This window comes from Algoriphagus boritolerans DSM 17298 = JCM 18970 (assembly GCF_900108085.1).
Lineage (GTDB): Bacteria > Bacteroidota > Bacteroidia > Cytophagales > Cyclobacteriaceae > Algoriphagus > Algoriphagus boritolerans.
This window is the reverse complement of the sequence record NZ_FNVR01000029.1, coordinates 14999-39741: the sequence shown is the minus strand read 5'-3', so window position 1 is coordinate 39741 and position 24743 is coordinate 14999. Positions and strand designations below refer to the sequence as shown.

22 protein-coding genes are annotated in these 24743 nt (G+C 44.0%); 14 read left to right on the top strand and 8 right to left on the bottom strand.

What is annotated here, in order from left to right; genetic code table 11:
- Positions 1-45: 45 nt before the first annotated feature.
- From C4S61_RS18085 to sucD, 3 genes are all read right to left on the bottom strand, one after another.
- Positions 46-2373 carry a PIG-L family deacetylase gene (locus tag C4S61_RS18085; RefSeq protein WP_103926204.1) on the bottom strand — a complete coding sequence of 776 codons (2328 nt, stop codon included), beginning with the start codon at positions 2371-2373 and terminating at the stop codon, positions 46-48.
- Positions 2374-2617: 244 nt separating this feature from the next.
- The gene (locus C4S61_RS18080) at positions 2618-4072 is read right to left on the bottom strand and encodes a DUF294 nucleotidyltransferase-like domain-containing protein (protein WP_103926203.1); all 1455 of its coding nucleotides are present in this window, start codon (positions 4070-4072) and stop codon (positions 2618-2620) included.
- A 121-nt stretch (positions 4073-4193) separates the two neighbouring features.
- Positions 4194-5075, bottom strand: coding sequence for a succinate--CoA ligase subunit alpha (gene sucD / locus C4S61_RS18075; RefSeq protein ID WP_103926202.1), 882 nt, complete (start codon positions 5073-5075; stop codon positions 4194-4196).
- Between the two features lie 113 nt (positions 5076-5188).
- Between sucD and C4S61_RS18070 the strand changes: the two genes are divergently transcribed.
- The 5 genes from C4S61_RS18070 to C4S61_RS18050 are packed head-to-tail and all read left to right on the top strand — an operon-like array spanning position 5189 to position 12289.
- The gene (locus C4S61_RS18070; RefSeq protein WP_146064438.1) at positions 5189-8647 is read left to right on the top strand and encodes a sensor histidine kinase; all 3459 of its coding nucleotides are present in this window, start codon (positions 5189-5191) and stop codon (positions 8645-8647) included.
- A gap of 50 nt (positions 8648-8697) precedes the next feature.
- Positions 8698-9873, top strand: a complete 1176-nt coding sequence (locus C4S61_RS18065) for a hybrid sensor histidine kinase/response regulator (RefSeq protein ID WP_103926200.1) — start codon at positions 8698-8700, stop codon at positions 9871-9873.
- Positions 9874-9875: 2 nt separating this feature from the next.
- Positions 9876-10508, top strand: coding sequence for an ATP-binding cassette domain-containing protein (locus C4S61_RS18060; protein ID WP_103926199.1), 633 nt, complete (start codon positions 9876-9878; stop codon positions 10506-10508).
- Complete coding sequence (locus C4S61_RS18055; RefSeq protein WP_103926198.1) at positions 10505-11824, top strand: ABC transporter permease; 1320 nt, start codon at positions 10505-10507, stop codon at positions 11822-11824. Before C4S61_RS18060 ends, C4S61_RS18055 begins: the two co-directional genes overlap by 4 nt.
- Before the next feature lie 27 nt (positions 11825-11851).
- On the top strand, positions 11852-12289 hold the full coding sequence (locus tag C4S61_RS18050; RefSeq protein ID WP_103926197.1) for a hypothetical protein: 438 nt from the start codon (positions 11852-11854) through the stop codon (positions 12287-12289).
- 526 nt (positions 12290-12815) lie between these two features.
- On the opposite strand, the gene C4S61_RS18045 is transcribed toward C4S61_RS18050, so the two are convergent.
- Positions 12816-13637, bottom strand: a complete 822-nt coding sequence (locus C4S61_RS18045) for an aminotransferase class IV (RefSeq protein ID WP_103926196.1) — start codon at positions 13635-13637, stop codon at positions 12816-12818.
- A 242-nt stretch (positions 13638-13879) separates the two neighbouring features.
- On the opposite strand from C4S61_RS18045, the gene C4S61_RS18040 reads away from it, so the two are divergent.
- On the top strand, positions 13880-14302 hold the full coding sequence (locus tag C4S61_RS18040) for a hypothetical protein (protein WP_146064437.1): 423 nt from the start codon (positions 13880-13882) through the stop codon (positions 14300-14302).
- On the opposite strand, the gene C4S61_RS18035 is transcribed toward C4S61_RS18040, so the two are convergent.
- The 3 genes from C4S61_RS18035 to C4S61_RS18025 are packed head-to-tail and all read right to left on the bottom strand — an operon-like array spanning position 14299 to position 15913.
- Positions 14299-14748, bottom strand: coding sequence for a c-type cytochrome (locus C4S61_RS18035; RefSeq protein WP_103926194.1), 450 nt, complete (start codon positions 14746-14748; stop codon positions 14299-14301). The genes C4S61_RS18040 and C4S61_RS18035 overlap by 4 nt on opposite strands.
- A complete protein-coding gene (locus tag C4S61_RS18030) occupies positions 14745-15374 on the bottom strand; it encodes an SCO family protein (RefSeq protein ID WP_103926193.1) in 630 nt (209 codons plus the stop codon). Before C4S61_RS18030 ends, C4S61_RS18035 begins: the two co-directional genes overlap by 4 nt.
- Before the next feature lie 5 nt (positions 15375-15379).
- Entirely contained in the window at positions 15380-15913 is a 534-nt protein-coding gene (locus C4S61_RS18025) for a CopD family protein (protein ID WP_103926192.1), read from the bottom strand.
- Between the two features lie 54 nt (positions 15914-15967).
- Between C4S61_RS18025 and C4S61_RS18020 the strand changes: the two genes are divergently transcribed.
- The 8 genes from C4S61_RS18020 to C4S61_RS17985 all read left to right on the top strand — a co-directional run bounded on the left by C4S61_RS18020 (position 15968) and on the right by C4S61_RS17985 (position 23336).
- Complete coding sequence (locus C4S61_RS18020; RefSeq protein WP_103926191.1) at positions 15968-16372, top strand: hypothetical protein; 405 nt, start codon at positions 15968-15970, stop codon at positions 16370-16372.
- Positions 16369-17355 carry a methylmalonyl Co-A mutase-associated GTPase MeaB gene (gene meaB / locus C4S61_RS18015; protein WP_103926190.1) on the top strand — a complete coding sequence of 329 codons (987 nt, stop codon included), beginning with the start codon at positions 16369-16371 and terminating at the stop codon, positions 17353-17355. Before C4S61_RS18020 ends, meaB begins: the two co-directional genes overlap by 4 nt.
- A 3-nt stretch (positions 17356-17358) precedes the next feature.
- On the top strand, positions 17359-18111 hold the full coding sequence (locus C4S61_RS18010; RefSeq protein WP_103926189.1) for a DUF3298 and DUF4163 domain-containing protein: 753 nt from the start codon (positions 17359-17361) through the stop codon (positions 18109-18111).
- Between the two features lie 136 nt (positions 18112-18247).
- Positions 18248-19348 (top strand): endo-1,4-beta-xylanase, encoded by a 1101-nt coding sequence (locus C4S61_RS18005; RefSeq protein WP_103926188.1) that lies wholly within the window; start codon positions 18248-18250, stop codon positions 19346-19348.
- A gap of 508 nt (positions 19349-19856) precedes the next feature.
- Positions 19857-20585: a class I SAM-dependent methyltransferase gene (locus tag C4S61_RS18000; RefSeq protein WP_103926187.1), complete on the top strand. Its 729-nt coding sequence runs from the start codon at positions 19857-19859 to the stop codon at positions 20583-20585.
- Between the two features lie 334 nt (positions 20586-20919).
- Positions 20920-21498 carry a YceI family protein gene (locus tag C4S61_RS17995; protein ID WP_103926186.1) on the top strand — a complete coding sequence of 193 codons (579 nt, stop codon included), beginning with the start codon at positions 20920-20922 and terminating at the stop codon, positions 21496-21498.
- An 11-nt stretch (positions 21499-21509) separates the two neighbouring features.
- Complete coding sequence (locus tag C4S61_RS17990) at positions 21510-22799, top strand: hypothetical protein (protein WP_103926185.1); 1290 nt, start codon at positions 21510-21512, stop codon at positions 22797-22799.
- 12 nt (positions 22800-22811) lie between these two features.
- A complete protein-coding gene (locus tag C4S61_RS17985) occupies positions 22812-23336 on the top strand; it encodes a hypothetical protein (RefSeq protein ID WP_103926184.1) in 525 nt (174 codons plus the stop codon).
- Positions 23337-23575: 239 nt separating this feature from the next.
- Here the strand turns inward: C4S61_RS17985 and C4S61_RS17980 are convergent, their stop codons facing one another.
- Complete coding sequence (locus C4S61_RS17980; protein WP_103926183.1) at positions 23576-24388, bottom strand: alkaline phosphatase; 813 nt, start codon at positions 24386-24388, stop codon at positions 23576-23578.
- Between the last annotated feature and the right edge of the window lie 355 nt (positions 24389-24743).

Genomic DNA, 24743 nt, shown 5'->3' with positions numbered 1-24743 from the left:
AATCCCGACCGCTCTCAAATTTAGGTATGTGGCTTTTTTATATACTTAAAGCATGCCTTCTATGGATTTCTCCAATTCTCTGGCGGTAGCTAAAAACTCATCCACATTCATATCACGAAAGAAAATGAGTCCATGACTGGCCCTTACTTTGGCCCTTTCATGCAGATAGAAGTAGTTTTTGCCCAGCAAAAGCTGAATGTCATTTAACTGTCTCACCCATATTCGTTTCGCTACTGTACTAAACTTCCCATTGTGAGAATAGCTTGGAAAAGACGCATTCACCTGACTCAGGTAGCAATTGGAAAATGAGTCTTCCATTACTGACATGTCTCCGAGGGAAACCGGGACGATTACATTTGCCTCATGGGGTTCAAACTTGAACCAGACATTTCTGTACCCCAGAATTCTCAGGTTACTGGTGTCGTGTTCTTCTCCCCATTTTTTTACCGCTTCGGCCGTTGCCTGAAGCACTTTATAATGAGTATCCGGACCGGAACCCTCCGGATCAAGGGTTAAACTAATCTTGGTAGGTTTAATTTTCCGCAACATTTCCACGATCGGTTCCACATCGCGTGTTTTGTCTGGCTGTTCGGTGAAAATATCTCCGGTGTAGAATCCAAGTCGGAGGTGGTGGACATTTTTCACTTGAACACCGAAGTGAGCCCAAACCAGTTCTTCTTCAAACTCCCGGATCATACCTTTCAGCTTTTGAATTTTTGCCGGGTTTTTTTCTCCATCGTAGGAATTTTTGAGAATGCTAATTACCTCGTTGATTATATCCCGAAGTTGGGTTTTATTTTGTACTCCATAGGTGGTGACCAAGGCTCGCACCACACGATGACAAAGTCCGCGCATACGTGCATCGAGATTTTCTGAGGCAACATTGGTTAAAAAGTGGTAGACGTCTTTGTCTGTCTTTAGACTGTAGCCCACCTCGAAGAAGTCCTCGTAGTTGACCATCTGAATTTTTCCCTCATCCAGTAATTTTTTGGTGTGCTGAAGTGTATCAATCACAAATGTGTTTGTCACCGCTGTAAAACCCGAGGTTAATACCGAAAAGTGAACCTCATTGGTTGCTTCACTTAGCTGATTGGTGACATGCGGAAGGATTCCCAGCGAAATGTCATCATGATGAGGCCCTGTATGAAGTAAAACTTCATCAGTTTCCTTTTCCAGCCCTTTTTCCAGTTTGGCTTCTATACTTCTCATGACTTGAATGACGGTGTCTTCAGAAAGTCCTGGAATCTGTTTGGTGTATTTGTCCGCTTTCAGATCCTCTAAGTTGATCCGGTGACCGTATTTGTTCAATTTTTTGCAAAGCCCAATGATTGCGCGCTCTGTTTTTTCAAAGGTCCATTCCCCTTTTTGGAAATAGGCATCCATCGAGTCAGTCAGCTTCACCGCTGCACCTTTGGTGAGGTAGAAACGCCCATTTTTCAATTTCTGAAGGACTGTGGCAGGATAGATATTGGTCATTTTAGTCTCCAGCGAATCTCGGACGATACCTGCCTTAGCTTCTCCTGCTGCAATGATGATTCCCACCGCCTCATGATTGTAAACGATGGTTTCCAACCCGATGGTGATGACCAGTCGATTGGAAGAAACCTCGATTCCACCCAAATCTCCCGCTGCCACAGCTTGAGTTTCAAAGTTGGTATCGGTCAGTCGGGTCACCGAAAAGAGGTGCGAGCCTCGGGTATTGAACGCAATGTGGCCGTCAGGCCCGATGCCTCCCAAGAAAAATCCGATTCCGCCCTTGTCCCGAATCCGTTGTTCATACTCTCCGCACCACTGATCGATCATGTAAACGGACTGTTGTTGGAGCTTCTCCAGATCATTGACCGGATCCCGGAATCTTAGAGACAGATCTACTTTGAGATCGGGGAATACTTCTTTGAAATGCAGTCCATTGGCCAACGGGATTTCATCGGAATTGATCAGGATTGCCTTTTCTTTGGAAAGTCCAAAGCCATTGATGTAGAACTTATTGACGTAGTCGTAAAAGCTGTTATGCTGCTTGGATGAAATCGGGTAAAATTCATCGATTTGGACGAACGTGAGATCTTTCAAAATCGGCTTTTTGGTTGCACTTAGACCATATTTTTCACGGATATCCTTTCCTTTTTTGCTTTCCCAGTTTTCAAGTAAAAATTGAGTCCACTTGATGAAAAACTCGGGAGTTTTCCCCGTTGGCAAGCTGATGACACCGTCAGGATTGGCTGCTGCCCATTCCAAAAATCGGCAGGCCGTGAGCAATCCAAGTTTGGGAAAGTTGTCTACGGTCAGGTAAGGAATCAGGGTCGAGATTTTTTCAACTCCAGATTCAGCCAAAAAGGCTTTTTCTACTTCGGAGAAGGGATGCTTATTGAGCATGCTGATGGGACGGTTTAGTGGGTGTGAGATTTATTGTTTTTACTTTTCTGAATTTCAAACGATTCTTGCCATTAGAATCGACTTCTTGCCAAATTAAAATTTCGAAATTAATTTTTCACGAAACTTTAGTGAGATTTTCAAGACTTGATTTACAATTTATTCTTCCAGACAAAATTAAAAAACTTCGGTAAATAAAAAATAACTTTTATAAAAAATTTATAAAAGTATTTCTGAAAGTAAGAAATTATAGACTTCGGGTGAAGGATAATTTGATTCGGGCCTGGAATTCTTTGATAACTTTAAAAATCTCAATCAGGGTTACTTGTTGCACTTTCGTCAGTTCTTTGATCCTTAAATAATTTTTGGGTTTGAGCTTTTTATCCAATATGGATCGTGCCTGGTTCTCCAATCTCAGGTTCATGAGGTATTCGAAGGCATGGGTAAGTTCTAGGGCTTCTTTTTCGGTAAATACGCCTCTTTCTTGTAATACCTCAAGTCGACTGGTGGTGTTTGTTTCAAAAATGCGGTGCTTCAGCGCATACACCCGAGCGAGATCAACAATCGGTCGCATGGTTTGCTTGAGATTAAGCTGCTTTTCCCCGTCGATTTCTTCGGTTTTGATTTTTCTAAAAAAGGTCAGTGGGGGTTCGTATTGTAGGGCGTTATGGCCCAGATTGATGAAAAATCGCTCCGGAGCTTTTTCGAGCAATTCGCCCATATAGCTTTTCAATTCATCCAAAAGAGAAAACTCGCCATAAATAGCTCTGCAATCAAAGAAAGTGGAATAGTTCATGGCTGTCTCCTGGGAGGCATCAGAAATCCAGGAATCGTAATTTCTTTTCCAATGTGAAAGTGAATGGGTCCACTTTGGGTTCATTGCCATGAGTTCGCCCTCGCAAAATACAATCCCGATCTGATCCAATGCAGTCGAGACCCGGGTGGCAAAGTCCAGAAAATAGGCCCGAACTTCCTCACGGTGTTCATTGGCTTTATCTTCATAGATAATGGCGTTATCTTGATCGGTCTTCAGTGTGAGCTCTCCGCGTCCTTCACTGCCCAATACAAAAAACACAAACTTTGCCGGAGCCGAACCTATTTCTTTGAACACCCGCTCTATGACTCGCTGGGTAACGGTGTCAGCTACCGTGGTGATGATCTGATTGATGAGGCTTGCTTTCATCCCCCTGGAGCTCAATAAGTGGATGATTTCTGGCATCCGCGCCCATTTGTGCTCTAATTCTGTGATCTGTCTGGCCTCTTTGACTGATTGGATAAACATAAAAGGACCCTGACTTTGCTCGGTGAGTATCTTAGTTCGGCTGATCCATCCGATATAGTCCTCCCCCTCCTTTACCAACAGATAGCGAGACTTGGTCTGAAACATCAGGATAAGTGCTTCCACTAAGCTCGTGTCGGGATGGATGCTGACCATGTCGAATTCCATGATCTGCGAAACCGGAATTTCGGATGGTAATCGCTGCGCTAGCAATCGATCTCGAAGGGTAATATCGGTGATGTACCCAACGATCTCCTGGGGGGAATTGCCTATAAAAAGGCAGCTTACCTTTTCTTTTGCCATCAAGGCTGCACAATGATAGACAGGATCACCAGGCGATGCCAATCTTAAGTGTCGAACCTGGAGGTCTCGGACATTTTTGGAATAAAACTGATCGGATATAAAACTGGCTGGATGGTGCATTCAATGAAAATACAAAAAGTGGACAGCTTTATCGCTGTTGAAAAACAAAACCGCCTCGAATTTTATAATCCGAGGCGGTTTCTGTTTTTATTTTCCGAGTCAAACCCCGGTCATTTTATCCTTAGACCGTAACTCCTAGCACCTTAGCCATAACGGCTCCGATTTCCGCTGGAGATTCTGCTACATGGATTCCGTTTTCTCTCATAATTCTGATTTTGGCGGCTGCCGTATCATCCGCTCCACCAATGATTGCACCGGCATGTCCCATTCTACGGCCTGGAGGTGCTGTCTGTCCTGCAATGAATCCCACGACTGGCTTTTTGTTTCCATTTTTGCGGATCCATTTTGCAGCTTCTGCTTCGTAGTTTCCACCAATTTCTCCAATCATGACAATCGCATCAGTCTCAGGATCATTCATCAGCATTTCTACGGCTTGCTTGGTGGAAGTGCCAATGATCGGATCACCTCCGATACCAATTGCAGTAGATACACCCAAGCCGGCTTTAGCCACTTGATCTGCAGCTTCGTAGGTCAAAGTTCCGGATTTGGACACGATCCCGATTCTACCTGCTTTGAACACAAAGCCAGGCATGATGCCCACTTTGGCTTCTCCCGGAGTGATGACACCCGGACAATTAGGGCCGATCAGCACGCAACCTCTTTCCTTGATGTAAGGCTTGGCAATCATCATGTCGGCTACCGGAATTCCTTCCGTGATGGTGATGATTACATTGATTCCTGCGTCAGCGGCTTCCATGATGGCATCGGCTGCAAATGCAGGGGGTACAAAAATTATGGAAACATCTGCACCTGTCTTTTCAACTGCTTCCTCTACTGAATTGAAAACAGGTCTTTCCAAATGAGTCGATCCGCCTTTGCCGGGAGTCACACCGCCTACCACGTTGGTTCCGTATTCGATCATTTGTTGTGCGTGGAAGGAGCCTTCAGACCCGGTGAATCCCTGAACGATCACCTTGGAATTTTTATTGACAAGTACACTCATGCTTCGATTTTTTAAGTTTGGCACAAAATTAAGAGAAACCACCCGCTGACAAAAGAAAAGCGAAACAATCTCAGCGGAATTTGGTGACCGGAATCTTTTCCTATTTTCGTTTTATGCTTTACCGGTTTACAACAGCCTTACTTTTGACATTGGGTTTTTTCCTGATTCAAGGAGGTCTTTTTGCCCAAAGTTTCAAATTTAATACCCAGCCTCGAGGGGTAAAGCTCAATGTCCAAAATGTAATTCAAATCGAACAGGATACGCTGGGCAGGATGTGGTTTTCCACCAGTCGAGGGATACTTTATTCAGATGGTATTGAAACCTACGAATTGCCGGATACGCTGACCCGACGATTTGTTTACAGGATAGCCCTTCTCAAGGATGAAGATGGGATTTTGTGGATTTATAGTGCCAACGGAGTGCCCACCATTCTGGAGAATAGCCACGGGGGTTGGTCTGAGTTATCCATTTCTAAGGATTTGAAAAGATACTTTTCTTCCAAAATTCAATTTTTTAGTATTGGGAAGTCTTCAGAAAAATTCTTTTTTCTAGAGACGGGTAGAGACCTTTTGTATTGGAAATATGGTGAGAAAATTGAACGAAAAATAGAACGGGATTATTCAGTGACCGGCTCCCTTCTTGAAGTGTCCCAAGTTTCGGACAAAATTTTGATGATTTTCAAAAAGGGAGCGTTTGAGCTGAAGGATGGTCAATTAATTCCTTATCAGTTTCGCGGGATCCCGCTTCCTTCATTTCCTGTTCTTGTTAAAAAGTCTCCAACAGGGGAATATTATTTTTTAGGAAAAAACTACCTGGCAAGCGGCCCTGCGGCGGAATTTCCGACTACTATCATTGACGAGGATTTTTCTACCATCGATTTTGCAGAGGATGATTTCTTCTCCCTGGACTTTTCAGGTGAAAATGTCTTTTATCATTACAACTCCCACCTCAGAAAGTATAATGGAAAGCGTCAAAAACCGGTCCTGATTGATCTGTCCAGTCTTTTTAGGTCTGTCTACATTCAAACTGCATTTGTAGATCGGGAGGGATTACTTTGGGTAGGAACCAGTCGGGGTATTGGGGTCAATAATTCGCAGGTTTTCCAAAACTATGGCGTGGATCTGGGGGTCTTCATCGGAGAGGAGATTACTGCAAGTGTCGAGGCAAGTCCTGGTGAGTTTATTTTTGGTTTCAACAATGGGATACAAAAAATGACCCGTTATGAGGTAGAGACCCTCTATCAGGGCGAGGGAAATCCACAAATCCCAAACGAAAGGATCATTAATTTTTCGAAAGACAAGAATGGGGTGATTTGGATTTCAGCAAATTTCAAGGGGCTGGGTAAGATTAGGCCCGGAAGTAAGAAAGTCCACTTCAATCCTGCTCCGCAGGGAGTCAACGTGGTGTCTGTTCAGGCGGTTGAGGACAGTTTGTTGATCACTTCTCCCAGGCGGATATTTATCGCGCCTATTGGTGCTGACGATTCAAGAATTTTTGAAAGGGAATTGACAGGAGAGATATTCGGCTTGATCAAAGACATTCAGCCCTATTTTAGAAAAGCTGGCAAGCTCTCCAACGGCAAAGTGGTAATCATCCGGGCCAGCAAGCTGGAAAATCAATATCCGATTATCGAAACTCCCCGGTATTTCCTTGCAGAGGGGTATGATTTTTTGGAGTTGGAGGACGGCAGTATTCTGCTGGGTACGGAATACGGCTTGAAAATATACAAAGCAGGATATGTAGGCTACTACCTCTATGGAGGGAGATCGGTCACCCGGCCGGTGTATGCGCTGATGAAGGATAGCGAAGGGAAGATCTGGGCAGGTACTGATAATGGAGTGGTCGTACTCGGAGGAGACCAGGTCACTCATTACAATGAGTCCAACGGGCTGGTAGGTGATGAAGTGAATAGAGGGGCATTGATGCAGGCATCATCTGGTAGAGTGATGATTGGTACTATGAAAGGATTGTCAATTTATTTTCCCGAAGAAACATTTTTTGCCAAAGGTGCCCCAAATGCCTTTGTTAAATACATGAAGCTCGGGAATGAATTGGTAGTGGGTTCAGATAAGGCAAAGGTACCCCATGATCAAAATTCTCTCGAAGTGGAATTTTTAACACCAGGATTCAATGATTCTCGGGAGCTTTGGGTACATCATAGATTGGTTAGCGAAAATGGAACTGGAGACTGGGAAATCATCAAGGATCCTCAGTCCAATAAACTGTTCTTCTCTAACCTTCCTTCAGGAAATTATCAGCTTGAACTCAAGAGTTCGTATGATGGGATCGAGTTTTCAGACACATTTAAGTCGGCCGAATTTCAGATTTTAAGGCCTTTCTACCTCCGTGGGTGGTTTTTGATGCTGGCAGTATTGTTTCTGGTGGCATTGGGGATTTTGATCAATATGTTTTTCCGACAGTTGCAAAATGTCGGAATACTTCAAACTGCCGTAAACCTCGAAAGCAAAAACAAAGTGATCGCCGAACAGCAGTTTAAAAATGTCTGGAACAGCTCCCAGGATGGAATGCTCCTGACACTGGAAGATGAAAAGATCTTAACTGTCAATCCCGCTTTCGCCAAAATGATGAAGACTGAAATTCTGGAACTGGAGGATCAATCTCTTTCAGTTCTGTTTGATTCGGAGGATACGCAACGGTTTTATTTGGACACACTGCACAATCGGGTGAGGAAAACACCCGGAAAAGGCGTCTCAATCGAGACACTGATCAATTGGAAAACCGGCTCATTGGAGATGGAGGTTTTTTCTGTCATGCTGGATCAGGATGAGCAAGGGAAAAGTTTGGTCCTCTCAGTATTCAAAGATATTTCAGCGCAGAAGGGTGTTCAAAACAAGCTGAAGGAAGCCAAAGAGAAAGCAGAGCAGGCTAATCGATTCAAGTCAAGCCTGCTGTCCAATGTAAGCCATGAAATCAGAACCCCACTTAATGGAATCATAGGCGGTGCAGAGCACATCATGATGACAAGGAAAGAGGACACGGAGCTGGTTTCCCAATTGGATATTATTCTGCAAAGTGGTGAACGTCTGCTGGGTACCATCACATCACTCTTGGATTTGGCCAAGATTGAAGCCAATAAATTACCGGTGGAATACATTGAAACTGATGTGAAAGACTTTTTTGAAACGATTATAAAGCCGCTAATGGCAGCAGCGGAGCGAAAAGGGCTCGGGATGGTTTTTAATTTTAATGCCCCTTCCTTTCATGCCAAGCTAGATAGAAGGTTTGTAGAGATGATCGTGAATAATGTGGTGAGCAATTCCATCAAATACACCGAGAAAGGTCGCATCACGGTCACCTGTGGTCACGTGGCAAATCAAATTTCACTGGAAGTGACAGATACAGGGGTGGGGATGTCCAAGGAATTTCAGAGCAAAATGTTTGATCCTTTCGAGCAGGAAAGTAAGGGTAACGATCGCCTTTTTGAAGGGACTGGACTTGGGCTAAGTATCACCCGCAATTTGGTTCATCTGTTGGGAGGAGAGATTCAAATTCAGAGTATAAAAAATTCTGGCACGAGCGTCTTAGTCAAAATCCCTTTGCCTGATGGTTAATTTTTGTATTTTCAAACACCCAAACACCATATCCAACCTAGATTCAACGCATGTTTACACTCAAAATTCTCATTGTCGAGGACGATTCTGTCTCGGCACTCTTGCTGCAGCGCGCCCTTGAGAAAAACGCTCATTATATTATCGGAATAGCCGACACTGGGGAAAAAGCGATTGAAATACTGGAGGAAAGCATGGCAGACATTGTCATGATGGATATCAATCTGGCCGGAGAATTGGACGGGATCAAAACTACCGAAATCATCAACGAAAGGTATGACATTCCGGTAGTCTATCTCAGCGCAAGTTCTGATGCTGAGACACTCAATAAGGTGGTAGGCACCAATCCCAGCGCCTATGTGATTAAACCATTCAACATCAGGGAGTTGAATATGGTGATTGAATTGGCCATTTTCAAGGACAGAAAAGAAAAAGAACTTCAAAAGCTAAACAATGAACTGGAGGAAAAGGTGAAACAGCGGACGGCTGAACTTTATGAAGCCAACGAAGAACTCACCAAAGCCCTGGAAAAGGAGCGGGAAATCAATGAACTGAAATCAAGAATTGTACTCAATGTCTCCCACGGATTCAAAACGCCACTCACCTCTATCCTCAGCTCTGCTCAGCTGCTTCAGATCTATGCGGAGAAGGATCATCCTTTCAAGCAAAAAATCACTAAGCATGCCTTCAAAATCGAAAACTCGGTCAGAGCGCTTAACAACCTCCTGACGAGTGTGCTTTTCTTTGGGAAATCAGATGAAAATAAACTGGAATTTAAGCCCAAAAAGATTTTTTCATCAGCCTTTGTCAAGGAACTTTTGGATACCGTTAAAGCAGGAATAGAAAATGACGTGGTTATTAAATCTGAAATCGGCGATCTGCCAAAGACCATCACTTCTGATCCTGAGTTGCTTTATCAAGTTTTAGAAAATCTGCTTTCCAATGCTGTGAAATATTCAAAGGATGGAAAACAGGTAGTCTTCAGGTTGTCTTTTGAGGATAATAAGCTACATGCTACCATTTCAGATAAAGGAATCGGGATTCCAAAAACTGAACAGGGAAAACTATTTGAGCGGTTTTTTCGTGCGAAAAATGTCGGCATCGTGGAGGGTTCCGGACTGGGGCTTTCGATTGTGAAAAAATGCCTGGAAGTATTGCAGGGCGATATCTCCTTTGTAAGTGAAATGGATAAAGGAACCACTTTTCACGTGACTATTCCTGTCAAATAGCTATGTTATTAAAAGTAAACGAATTACAATTTGCTCATCCTGGACAATCCACACTAACTTTTAAAAACTTTCAGGTTAATTCAGGGGAATCCTTGTTGATTTTGGGAAAATCCGGAAGCGGGAAGACCACACTCCTGAATCTCCTGGCAGGTCTCCTGAAGTCCAAGCAGGGCGAGGTTGTCCTGGACGGAGTGAACATTTGCTCGATTTCTGAACAGGAAATGGACTTGTTTCGAGGCAAAAATATAGGAATCGTATTCCAAAAGCCCCATTTGATTGCGGCGCTCAATGTGCGTCAAAACCTAGAACTCGCTCATTTTTTCAGTAAAAAGAAAGGGCAAGATATCCTCCGGTTGCTTTCTGATCTCGGAATCAGTGCCAAGTCGAATTCATCCGTTTTGACCCTGAGTGAAGGAGAGGCTCAGCGTGTTTCTATAGCAAGAGCATTGGCGAGCTGTCCCAAGTTGATTTTGGCGGATGAACCCACCTCTAGCTTAGATGATGAGAATACCGAAAAGGTCATCCAACTGCTGAAAACACAAGCTACCAGGATCGGCGCTGCCCTGATCATCGTCACTCACGATCAGCGCGTCAAAAATCATGTTTCAAATTTTATTGAAGTCACTAACTCATGAATCTGTTCAAGATCAGTTGGAAATACCTCACTTTTCGCCCGCTCTCCACGGGACTGAATGTCTTTTTGCTCGCTTTGGGCTTAGCCATCATCACTGTTTTACTTTTGATTCAAGACCAGTTTGAGAAAAAAATGAATCAAGATGCAGCAGGGATTGATCTGGTCGTCGGAGCCAAAGGGAGCCCACTTCAATTGATTCTTTCCTCTGTGTATCATGTGGATTTTCCGACAGGCAATATCAAGATGGAAGAAGCTCAAAAACTTTCGCGAAATCGCCTGGTGAAAAATATCATTCCACTCGCGCTGGGCGATAATTTCGAAGGATTCAGAATCGTGGGAACCAATCATGATTACCTCGAACTCTATTCCGCCGAGTTTGCTGAAGGAAAGCCATGGGAGGTTCCTTTTGAGGTGGTCATCGGTTCTGAAATCGCAGCAAAACTAAATCTAAAACCCGGGGCTGAATTCACTTCAAGTCACGGGATCAGTGTAGGAAGTCATGATCACGATGAACATAAATTTGTCGTATCGGGAATTTTAAAACCCAATGGAAATGTGGTGGACCGCTTGATCCTGACCAGTGTTGAGTCGGTCTGGTATGCGCACGATGAAGCGCCTGAGGCCGTTGAATTGGAAGCAAGTGAAACGACTGGTCCCAATCAGGAAATGCCTGAAGTCGAGGAGCAAAATCCTCAGAATGAAGCCCGTGAGGATGGTCATTCAAAATTTCATTCCCCGATAGCCAAGACCGGTTTTCCACTGACCGACGAGGATCGGGAAGTGACGACACTGCTGCTTCAATACCGCAATCCTATTGCGGCAGTCCAACTTCCTCGGATGATTAACTCCGGTACTTCCATGCAGGCCGCATCGCCCTCCTTTGAGATGTCCCGGTTATTTGAGTTGCTGGGAGTAGGAATCAGTCTTCTTCAAGGTTTGGCTTTCGTTTTGATAGCCATTGCCGGTCTTGGGATTTTCATCGCGTTGTACAACTCATTAAAAGAGCGAAAGTATGATTTGGCAATTTTGAGAGCAATTGGAGCCTCCCGTAACCAACTGCTGGCTCTGATTTTTTTGGAAGGTTCGATGTTGACTTTGCTTGGAGCCATTTTGGGCATTGGGTTAGGACATGTTTTTCTCTGGTTGTTGGTCAGTCAAGGCGATCAAAACGTAGTAGCAGCACTTCAGCCATGGATTTTCTTAAAACAAGAACTTTGGATCGTTGCTTATGCGTTAGGGGTAGGAGTGGTGGCATCGATTATTCCTGCCGTATCAGCTTATCAAACAAGCATTGCAAAGCAGCTGACAAAGGCGTAATTAGCGGAAATTTTAGAAATTGGAATTATGAAAAAGTCAGGTTTTATTCTGGTAGCAGTTCTGGTTTTCACATTTGTGACAGCAGAATCCAAGGCTCAGGGAGTTTGGAAAAGCTTGGCAGAGGTTTCTTATAAGATCAGTGAAGATCAATTCGGGGAATTGTATGTGCCGGTTTTCTCCGACCAAATCAAAAAACTGGAAGGAAAAGAAGTCGAGGCAGATGGTTATATCATTCCTTTTGAAGGGATGTTTAAGCCTGAGCACATCATACTTTCCAGCCTTCCTTTGGCTGAATGTTTCTTCTGTGGCTCGGGAGGACCGGAGACCGTGATGGAAGTGATGATGGCCAGTCCTATTAAATACACCTCCAAGCGCGTAAAGGTCCGGGGAAAGCTCACCCTGAATGCAACGGATCCTGAGAAGTTGATGTACATTCTCAAAGACGCCCAATTGATAGTGGAATAAAAAATAAGAGGCTGTCTCATAAGTACCGATTGTCACATTTGGCGTAGTCGGTATGTGTCCCCATTAACAGGAAATGGCCTTCGTACTGATCAACTTTCGTTTTCCAAGCGTTACCAAAGACGATGTGTATAGTATTTTGAAAATATTGAAATTTCCATAGTTTATTCTGAAAATGACGGGTCGATTTCCAGAGGTTAACTTATTATTCTCTGATTTAATAATAGTTTAGGTTATCCTTTATTGTTTGTTCTTTTGGCTTGATCCAAAAGAACCAAAATTCCGATAACTATCTGGAAAAGATTTGCCAAAGCTACCACCGCACGAGTTCGAACGCTTGCTCGCTGGCAAATCCTCCCACCGCGCCCTTCCGATCAATGTTTTGTCTAAGCAGCTAAACTTCAATTGTAAATCAAGAATTTTATGGCTTTGGGCATCAAAAAACCTGTCATTTCTATTTTGTATGTTCCCAGAATATTTAAGATTCAGGCTGACACCATTAAGCCTTTTGAGACGGCCTCTTTAATGCTTAGGCCACGATTTCTTTTTCCAGTTTTCTGAATCGCTCCAGAATTTCCATCGTCACAGGTCCCGGTTTGCCGTTGCCGATTTTACGCTCGTCCAGCTGGGTGACAGGAAGGAGGACTTTGGTCGTGCTGCTGATAAATGCCTCGTCTGCATCCCAAACCTCTTCCAATGAAATCGGCCTGATCACCGCATTTTTGACCATGTCCAAAATGTGTTTTCGAGTGATTCCGAGTAAAATATGCTGATTTGGAGTATGAAGGACACCATTTTTTACAATAAAGAAATTACTTCGGGAGCTTTCGCTTACCCATCCGTTCCAGTGATAGAGAACGTCTTCAGCGCCGAGTCTTTTCCAGTTGACGCTGTGCCAGACGGGTAGCGTGTAGTTGGTGGTTTTGATATCGGCTATGGGCCGGACATATTCCAACGTGAGGAGTTTGATGCCTTCCCGGTATTTTTCCTCAGAGGGCAAGGAAAGAGATTCTGCGAAAATGAACAGCTTTCCTGCCGCAGGGGAAAAGTGATTTTCGGAGATTCCTCCACTCAAAACCATTCTAAGGCCTCCTTTTTCAAGGTTGTTTTTCTCGATCAGCAAATGGATGATTTCACTGAGTTGCGCACGGGAATAAGGAAGGGGCAAAAAGGTCTTTTCGGCCGAGGTAATAAACCTGTCAAGGTAATTTTCCAGAAAAAGCGGAGTATAATTGACCGTCCGGAAGAAGTCAAAAATTCCGTATCCCCGAATCAATCCCAAATCCATGGGATGAAGTGTAGCGGACTCAGTGGGGACGATAGTGCCGTCCGCGAAGCAAAATGGTTTCATCAGTATTTATCAAATTTTATTGGTCATATAGAATACTCCCAGTTAATCATGCTCCCCCTGATCCAATGCAGCGGATAGGGACAAGTCGAGTGTCGATATTTCGACAGGGTATTTCACAATGAATTAAATTATGTCTTAAAATTAGCACCAATTATTATAATTTTACGCCATTAAATATTTGCCTCTATTTTTTAACTAAACAAAGAAAAAATTGTATCTTAAAAGTGTGAAAAATGAATTCAATGAAAATTGATCGTATTAGTTTGATTTTTAGTTTGCTACTTGTTTTGCAGGCATGTGGAACAAGCCAAAAGGAATTGAATGCGGAAAAAAGGGCCGAAGTTATCGCTGTCCATGATGAGGTGATGCCGAAGATGGGGCAGCTTAAGTCATTTGAAAAAAGGGCCCTGCAACGGGCTGATGAATTAACCGCAATGGACCCAATAGATTCCGTCAAAGTTCAGGAAATGAAAAACTTGGCGCTGGAATTAGATCAGGCGTATGAAGCGATGTTTACCTGGATGCGGCAATATGATTCGGAGGATGGAGAGCGAACCCCGGAAGAGGTGAAGGCTTATTTGGACGAACAAATGGTTTCGGTAAGTGAAGTCAATCGACTGATGAAAGCAACTCTGACTAAGGCAGATTCTCTTTTGAAGAATTAATAGTTTTCAGGTTTATTTTTCAAATACCCTTCCACATCCGAGGAGGTGATCACCCCCTCATTCATTCCCCAGATGTTGTATAGATAGGTTGCAATCTGGGCGATTTCCAATGGCTTTAAATTTGGATTTGCGGGCATAGCCTGATTGTATTTTTGCCCTTTGACGGTAATTTCGCCGTTTTGGCCGTGCCTCATGATCCAGATGGACCGGTGCACACTCTCCTTGAAGTAATCCGCATCCCGCAGCGGTGGAATGAGTTTGCCCAGCCCTTTGCCATCTGACTGATGACAATTGCCACAATAATTTTCGTAAAGTGTTTTGCCCGAAATCGCAAATTTCATCACTTCAGGATCACTTATTTGGGCGAGTGTATTTTCTTCATTGCTTGATTTGGGCGCGCAGCCAAAAGCCAAAATGAAGAAACCAACTAGGGCAAGTTTCCTCATTGATTCAGCAGTTTTGGGATGTCCGAAATCAGTCGATCGACTTGGTCTGATTTGGTTCCGTCATAGACTCCTCTGATTCTTCCATTCCCATCGATCAAAAGGAATGCCCCACTGTGTAGGAATCCTCCCGGTTCGGCTTGATCTTCCATTGCTGTGGTCAGGTAGCTGGTTTGCCCGATTTCGAAGATTTTTTCCTGATCACCTGTCAGAAAATTCCAAGTTGAGGCATCTTCTATACCCAGCTTTTCCGCATAGTCTTTCAGTACAGTTTGTGTGTCGTGTGTCGGATCGATGGAGTGGCTTAGAATCCTGAAATTGGGCTCGTCCCGGTATTTTTCATAGACCCGAAGCATCTCCTTTTTCATGATTGGGCAGATAGTAGGGCAGGTCGTGAAGAAGAAGTCAGCAACATAGATTTTGCCTGCCACATCCGCATTGGTGACGGTGTCACCGACTTGGTTGACAAAAGCAAAGTCTGCGATCTGATGGTAGACAGTGTCCTGATTTTCATCTACGTACCGTTCGCCAAGGATCGGTAGCACTGCGGTGGAGTTATTTCCGGTTTCGGATTTACAGGAAAATCCGAGGATCAAGGCATATAACAGCAGCATGTTGGTCGTCTTCATTTTTGTTATTTGAGTCTATATTTTTTGTAAAGCCGAATGGCAAGCATGAGTGTCACTGATAATCCGATTAATCCCAAGATTCCCCACACCATGCTTAAGGTGCTTTTCAGTACGATGAGGAATACAATTGCAAAAAGCAAAATCGTCGATGCTTCGTTCCAAATTCGCAATTGAGTTGAAGTCCATCGGCTTTTTCCGGATTGCAATTCCTTGAAAAGTACATGGCAAAAGCCGTGATAGATATAAAGCAAAGCCACAAAACCAAGCTTCGCGTGCATGAATCCCAATTCCATATATCCCCAGCGGTAGCTCAATACCCAGGTCCCGAAAATCAGAGTCAAGACCGCCGATGGCCAAGTGATGATGTACCAAAGACGACTGGCCATCAGATCGAGCTGTGGTTTTAGAATGCTCCGTTCCAGTTCGGGCTTTTGAAGCGCCTCAGTTTGGTAGATGAATAAGCGAACGATATAGAAAAGCCCTGCAAACCAAGTGACTACGAAAATGATATGAAGAGCCTTGACGTACTCGAAAGTCATTGTCAGAATTTTGGGCTAAATTAAGGTCTAAACCTCGTAAACCCTCCAAAGTTTGTGAAAAGGAATAAAGTCATCCTGTATGCCATCGGTAGTATCGTCGGAATCCTCATTTATCAAATTATAAATACCAGTCTTTCCCAACCTGGCCTGGAGCAATATGAAGGTAAATATGAGGAAATCGGATATTTCCGAAATGAAAACAACACCGGCCCGGTAGTGAGAGTGCTTGCCATTCGGGTGTTAGATGAAAATCCTGCCTGGATGAAGGAATTTGCCGACATCCAACCTCATTCCAAATACGGAAAGACGCACGTGTTTTTCTTTTCCAGTGACCTTACCGAAAAAGTGGAACTTAGCCCCAAGGAACCTTTTTTTGACGTGAAATACCGGACTTTCTTACTTGCCGAGTACGAAAAGACTCCGATGGGTGAAAGCAGATTTTCCTATGCCAATCCATGAGAAAGCGACTATCACTCCAAGCTTATGCCGATGGCATCCGATCTGGTAATCGGGTGATTCTCAGTCAGGCGATCACTTTGGTGGAAAGTACCCTGGAATCTGATCAGGATTTGGCGTCCGAACTCGTCCAATCCCTAATCACAGAAACCGGAAAGTCCATCCGCATTGGCATTACCGGGGTGCCGGGAGTGGGTAAAAGTACTTTTATCGAAGCTTTTGGTAAGTTGCTTTTGGACAATGGAAAAAAAGTAGCGGTGCTGGCGATTGATCCCAGCAGTCAGTTGAACAGAGGAAGCATTTTGGGCGACAAGACTCGGATGGAAGAACTGTCCGCTGATAAGCGCGCGTTCATTCGGCCGACCCCCTCAGGCACGGCCTTAGGCGGTGTCAGTGGCAAAACCCGCGAGGCGATGTTGCTTTGCGAAGCTGCGGGATTTGATGTGATTCTCGTGGAGACTGTGGGAGTGGGCCAAAGCGAAACTGCCGTGAAAAATATGGTCGATTTCTTTTTGCTGCTGATGCTTGCAGGTGCGGGAGATGAGCTTCAGGGGATCAAAAAAGGAATCATGGAAATGGCCGATGCCTTGATTATCAATAAGGCCGATGGCACCAACCTGGCAATGGCTAAAAAGGCCAAAATAGCGTATGAAAGTGCGCTTCACCTGTTTCCTTTGGCCGAAAAAAACTGGTCACCCAGTGTTAAGCTAGCTTCATCTACGACAGGATTTGGCCTGGAAGAGATTTGGGAATTAGTCAGTAGCTATGAGCGGCAAATGAGGCAAAACGGTTTTTGGGAATCAAATCGGGCGAATCAGCGATTGAATTGGCTGGAGGATCAGATTCAGTTTCTCCTTGGACAGGCATTTCTGAAGGATCCTGTCATCCAAAAAATGCTGACTGATCGAAAGCCAAAAGTCCAAAACGGTGAGCTCAATCCCAGCAAACTTGCAAAGTCTTTGATCCAATTTTTCTTTCAGAAATAAAACATGCGAATTCTAGCCTTTTTCGTCTACCTCATTTTGACTTCATGCGCTTCCAAGCCTTCAAGTCAGGAAATCGAAAATGAAACACCCCTGACTTTTCGCACGGAAACGCTGGAAAAAGAATCCTGCGTAGGTGAAAACTGTGCAAAGTTGAGGCTTTCCTGGCCTATGGCTAGCGGTGGGGAAGCAGCAGCTAAAATCAATCCGGCGATTGATGAGATGATGGGTTTTTTGGTACAGACAGGGGAGGCTATTGCACCTTTGGATTCGATGGTAGCCCAATATTTCAGCTCTTTTGAAGCCTTCAAGAGTGAGTTTCCGGATTCATACGGAGGCTGGGAGATCGAAGCCGCTGGTACGGTATCGTATGAGTCAGACAGTACTTTGAGTATTTATTTTACGCAGTTCAGTTTTTTGGGAGGCGCACATCCTACTAGTCTTGTCACCTTTTTGAATTTTGATCCCCGTACCGGAGAAGCCTTGCCTGTGGATCGCGTAATTTTGAATGAAACTGAATTTTTTAAGCTGACTGAACAAAAATTCGCTGAATATCATGAAGTGGAAAAAGGCGTGAGTCTCGTCGATGATGGTCGTTTTTTCCTTCCCGAGACTGGTTTTTTCCTTGCCAATGCGATAGGGTTCAAGGAGGATAAATTTTGGGTGATCTACGTTCCTTATGAGATCGGACCTTATGCCATGGGCTACACGGAATTGGAATTTTCCAAAGAAGAACTGGGCGAGATGGTCCGATGGTAAAACCTACTATTGAATCCGAACCTTGATTCGCATTCGATAAGAAAGATAACTATGTCATCCTATTTAGGATCATCTGATTATATAAATAATCGGATTGAATTCTTCTGTTTTAGCTGAAAAGCGGTTAAGTTGAGGTATGAGAAAATATAGTTTGCTTTTCCTGGCCTTTCCCCTTTTCCTGGCTTGCAAAAGTCAGGAGTCCACAGGGCTTAAAAATCACTTCAATGATTCGTTTTATATCGGTGCCGCTTTGAATTTGGGACAGGTCACCGGGAAAGAATTGGGGGCAGATTCCCTTTTGAATTTACACTTCAGTTCGATCAGTCCTGAGAATGGATTGAAATGGGGTCCGGTTCATCCCAAAGAGGGGGAGTATAATTTCGAATTTGGCGATGCATACGTGGCGCTAGGCGAAAAAATCGGCTCTTTCACCATCGGTCATACCTTGGTTTGGCATCAGCAGACTCCCGCATGGGTTTTTCAGAATGGGGAAGGGCAATTTCTCAATCAAGCGGACTTGATCAAACGGATGGAAGATCACATCTCCACTGTAGTGGGCCGATACAAGGGAAAAATTGACGGTTGGGATGTAGTCAATGAAGCGTTTGAAGATGACGGGACCTGGCGCAAAACGCATTGGTATACCATCACAGGAAGTGAATTTATCAAAGCCGCCTTCCGAAAGGCCAATGAAGCCGATCCCGATGTGGCCCTTTATTACAATGACTACAACGTCTGGAAACCTGAAAAGCGAAAGGCAATATTGGATTTAGCAACCGAACTTCGGGCCGAAGGAATCCGCATTGACGGCATCGGAATGCAGGGCCATTACCGATTGAATTCTCCATCCTTGGATCAAATCGAGCAGGCAATCCTGGATATACATGCCGCAGGATTTGAAGTGCATGTCACAGAACTGGACGTGGATGTTTTGCCCCGGCCGAGTGATTCGGATGGAGCAGATCTCAATATCAACTATGCCGAATCGGATGAATGGAATCCCTACAAAAACGGACTCCCTGCGGAAGTTGAAAAACAACTCATCGATCGCTACGTTTCCATTTTTCAATTGTTCAGAAAGCATCAGGACAAGATTACCCGAGTGACTTTCTGGGGCCTTCATGATGGCAGAAGTTGGCTCAATAATTGGCCTGTGAGAGGGAGGACAAACTATGCGTTGCTCTTTGATCGGGAGATGAAATTAAAGCCAGGATTTTTGGAAGCGATAGCCAATTAGCCCTGAATTTTATAATTTAGACTAATCTAAAAATCCAATTATCGCTTTGGAATCTGTGGTTTTTTGAAGCAGATTTCAAAACCGGGATTTTCCGGGATTTTGTAGGGTAGAAGAAGCCGGGATTTTACAGACCAAATATTATTCTGCTTTTCAAAAAATCAAAAAATCTACACTTAATTCATGAAGTGATCGATTTTAAATTACTATAAATCAGACTCTTAATAAAAGTTTATCGCGTTGGTTTGAGTGGCTTTTATTGATGGTTTTATCCAATATTCAATCCAAAAAGTGAAGAGGGACAACTTCGGGTTTGACTGGAATTGAACGTTAAACAAAACTGAAAAATCTCATTTCTCATTTGCCTTTTGCCAAACAACTCTAAGTCAGGATTCATTTATTGAGACTGAATTTCTGGAGAGGAGCGATTTGGAAATTTCCTTCCAAATGATTGGGAAAAGAATTCAAAAACATGTCCCTCAAGTCCGGGGTTTAATTAAAAAACGATACCATGAGAACTCTCGCAATTGCTGTCGTGATAGGGTTGAGTTTGGGCGTGACCACTTCATGCCAAGCTCAGCAAAAGTCCAAAATCGGTGACTCCCCCTACACATACAAAACCGCCTCGATGGACGGAATCGGAAAGGTGTATATGGGAAGGGAGATTTCTTTTGTGATGGGTTTTCAGGGCAAAGATTGGCTGGAGCGAAGAAGCAGAGAGCAGGAAGAAAGTGTCTCCCTGGCGATCGAAAATCTGCCGGTTGACGCGGGAAGTGTTGTCGCGGATTTGGGTGCCGGTTCAGGTTATTACACTTTCCGGATTGCTCCCAAAGTACCTGAGGGAAAAGTCTACGCGGTGGAGATTCAGGATGAGGCTATTCAATATTTGCAAAGGCGAAGTAAGGAACTTGGCTTCGATCATGTCGTTGCGGTCAAAGGGTCTGAAACATCCCCAAATCTTCCTGAAAATTCGATAGATCTTATCATCATGGTAGACGTGTATCATGAGCTTGAGTATCCTGTGGAGATGCTTGCCGCCATTCGAAAATCACTTAAAGCCGATGGAAAACTATTGCTGATTGAATATCGGGGCGAAGATCCGGAGGTTGCGATCAAGCCGCTTCATAAAATGACGGTCAAGCAGGTCGAGAAGGAACTTTCTGCAAATGGGTTTAAACTGGTACAAAATGGTCAGTTCATGAAAATCCAGCACTTTTTGGTTTTTGGGAAGGCAGAGTGAAGCGGGTGCTTTAAACCGTTCCATTTCATTTTCTGATCGGAAATGTAGGCGTTAGCTGTCAGTAAAGCTTTTTTGAAATCCATCGTTTGACGCTTTAAATTTTTGTTTTATCCCATCCTATTGGGTGAAGTAGACGGATTATGATTTTTTATTCTGTTTTATTGGATATAATAGTTTTTTAATTTTGAATTAATTGAAAAATATAATACAAATAGAAATAATGTTCTGAAAATCGGTAACTGAGCTGTGATCAATCATACTGTTTACTGACTTTCATCAGCTTTTCTGCGGGTTACTATGTGGAGCTTTGTTGCATCAAAAACTCCAAAAAGCGATGAAGCGATTTACTTATTTCCGATTCTTTTTCCTCTTGTCTGCCATCTTATTGATAGGTGGAAACAGTGCCTTCTCCCAGACCAACTATGTTCTTTCCGGGACACCTCTTTTCAAAGTAGCGGGTGGATCCACACTTCATGATTGGGAAATGGTCTCAGAGAGCGGCGTGGGGCAAGGGATATTTGTACTGGAAAACGGGCAGTTTAAAACTGTCCAAAGCTTGACAGTGAGTTTTCAGGCAGAAACATTGAAAAGCGGTACGCGAGGCCTAGACTCCAATGCTTACAAAGCGCTTAAGACAGATAAATACAAAGAAGTGCGATTTGTTCTGAAAGAATTGACCGGTCAAGGATCATCAATGACAGCAAAAGGTGATTTGACCATCGCCGGAGTGACCAAGCTGGTCAGCTTTCCGGTCAAAGTGAGTGCTGTGGGCAATAAACTGACTTTTGAAGGCAGCCTGGAGACGCGCCTGACTAACTTCTCGATAACTCCTCCTACTGCACTGATGGGCACTGTGAAAACCGAGGATGAGATCAAGCTTTCGTTTAAATCTACATTTCAACCTACCCTATAATCCAAAACACAATGAAAAAGTACCTAATGTCCGCAGTAATGGCTGCGGGGATCTCTGCCACAGGCTTGGCTCAGGGATTACAGCGAGATGTCCAATATTGGAGACCCTACGATCAGCGAGGTGTTACTGTTTTTGAGACAGGCAAAGTGGATACCGTCGGATTTGAAGGCGTTAAAGTAAGAATTGGTGGACACTTTGCACAGCAACTCCAAAGCCTCAGTCATGAAAATACAGCGGCTGCCAATCTCAATGCCTCTGGAGTGAATCTCAATCAGCTCGTAGAAATCGGTGCAGGAAGTAACTTGGCCACTGCCAACCTCAATATCGATGTGGAATTGATGGATGGAGTGAGATTAAATTTGATTACCTATTTATCCTCCAGACACCACCCCGAGTCTTGGGTGAAAGGCGGATACCTTCAGTTTGACAAGCTTCCATTTCTTGGAAATCCGGAATGGTTTTCCAAATACCTCACACTCCGGGTTGGTCACATGGAGATCAACTATGGTGATGCACACTATCGACGAACAGACAACGGCAATGCGATGTACAATCCTTTCGTAGGAAATTACATCATGGATGCCTTCACCACTGAAGTTGGGGGTGACTTGACCTTCCAAAGTAACGGTTTCCTGATCGTAGGCGGATTGACAGGCGGAGAAATCCAAGGTGGAGTGACCAATCCTGACAAGCGGAAAATCTCCCTTTTGGGAAAAGTAGGATATGATAAGCAGGTTTCTGATGATTTGCGGGTGAGATTGACCGGATCGATCTACACCACTTCCGGTTCTGCCAGAAACACCCTCTATGGAGGTGACAGAGCAGGTTCTCGTTATTACATGGTCATGGAAAACACACTGGCCTCCACCTCTGCTAATTTTACCTCAGGAAGAATTAATCCTGGCCAGACCGACAATATCACCGCTACAGTTCTCAATCCATTTATCAAATTCAAAGGATTGGAGTTCTTCGGAAACTTTGAGCAATCCAAAGGCAAAGCCGCAAATGAAACCGAGGAAAGAACCTGGAGTCAAGTTGGGGCCGATCTGGTCTATAGATTTGGACCGGGTGAAAAATTCTACTTTGCGGGCCGTTACAATCAGGTAGATGGCACATTGGCCGGAAGTGGCTTGGATATCAGCATTGACCGTACCCAAATCGGCGGAGGTTGGTTTATCTCCAAAAATATCCTCGCCAAACTGGAATATGTAACGCAGAATTACAAAGGCTTTGCCAGCAGTGACATCAGAAACGGCGGTAAATTCAATGGCCTGATGATCGAAGGGGTAATCGGTTTCTAAACCAAAAAAGTCATGCAAGTCCTCATCCTAATGATCTTTATTTTCTTTGCTGCATTGACACAGCAGCAGCGTGAACTGGTCATTACCGATCAGAGAGTCAAGGTCAGTGGATATACCTCATTGGGTAAATTCAACTGTGATTTCTCAAGGGTAGGGATGAAGGATAAGCTCCAATTAAATTCCACAGGGGATCTCAGCACACTGGAGTTTAAAATCCCGGTAAAAAGCTTCTCCTGTGGAAATTTCCTTCTCAACAATGATTTCAGATCCACACTCAAAGCCAATGAATATCCCTATGCCTTGGTAACTGTGTCAAACTTCAGACTGAAATCGGGAAATGTCTATTGCAGCATGGTCTTAGACCTGGTCGGGCAAAAACTGAATTTCCCGGATATCTTGCTGGAACGAAACAAGGAAGGCATGAGTGCAAATCTGATTCTCAATTTTGAAATGCTCAACTTATCTCCTCCGAGTAAATTCGGTGGACTCGTCAAGGTCGAAAACCAGTTGGATTTGGAGTTTCACCTGGGGATGTAAAGTCATCTTATTCTCCACAATTGTACCACCAAACTAATTTTCTATGCTTTTTGGGCTGGAAGACCGATGACCTAAGAGGTGGAACTTTAGCCTTGTAAGGTAGATTTTAGGTTTCTATCCTTACTGCAACAAATAATGTAAAAAGCCTCGTTTCGGAAGAGACGAGGCTTTTTTGTGTGCCATTGAAAAGATAGGGTTTCCAACTACTCTTTGATTTCTTTAACAGATTATCCGTCTTCCTACCAGTCCAAATGAAAGAGAGATTTTAGTCCAAATGCATAGCTGTTGGCATGTCCTCCCCAGTCAATCTGAGAGCCTTCGATCATCAAAAACATCCCTTTTTTGTTCGTTTGGAGAATGTTTAGTGCGGTTTCGGTGGATTTGACCAGCTCATCACCACGTCCTTCCGAGAATTTTGCCTGCTGTTCCTCCGCAAGGAATGCCGCAAGTTTTCCGGATTTGATTTGCTGAACTTCCCCGATCGTATTGGCGATTTGATAGCTTCTGTTTTTGAGGGAGTCGATTAAGTTCAATCCGTCTGTTCGGTTGCCGAAAAACTTCCTTCCTCCTCCGATAAAGACATCAATGTCCGTGTTAAGGAAATCCAAGGCAATGTTTTCGTCCAAAGATCTGGAAGCTTGATGGGAGATGAAACTGGCCGGCGTGGCGTGCGTGATGGAGCAAGTCGCAACTATGCCGGTGGCAAGTCCTTTTTCCTCCGCAATTTCGAGAATCGAGGGTACTGCTTCACCATTGGCATCTACACCGATTGCTCCGTTATAGGTTTTTACCCCGCAGGAAAAAGCCATAGCACCTGCCGCAGAATCCGTTACGAAATTGTTGGATGCTTGATTTTTATGAAATCCCACCACAGGGAATTTTTCCAGATTGAGTTGTCCGTGATTGGTGACCATACCGGCATAAATCTGGGAGACACCCATCCCGTCTCCGATCATCAGAATGATATTTTTAGGGCTTTTGGCTTTTTTCTGGGCCAAAGCGGGTCCAAAAACACTGAAGAGGGCAAGTACTAGAATCGATTTTCTAAGCATGAGGGGTGGAGAGTTTAAGCTAAAATTTGGTCTAAAATAGCCGAGATTGATCTGAAATCATCAAAAAAGTAGGATTCTTAATTCAGAGTTGATCTTTAGGGAATTTATGCACGTAGAACTTGGACTCATTTAAGTATCCAAACTTTGAATCCTTCGATGTAAAGGAGTAGCCTGCAGTAGAGCCCGTGGTAATCAGCTCTTCCATTTTATTGGGAATGCCGCACCGTGGCCCGCGAGTTTGACTGTGAGTTTGATAGACAAATTGGGAGATTTTAACCCGATTTCGGAGTATTTATAGATTTGGATGAACTTATTAAATCGACTCTTCTGGAAAGTTTTTTACTCAAATCCTGAT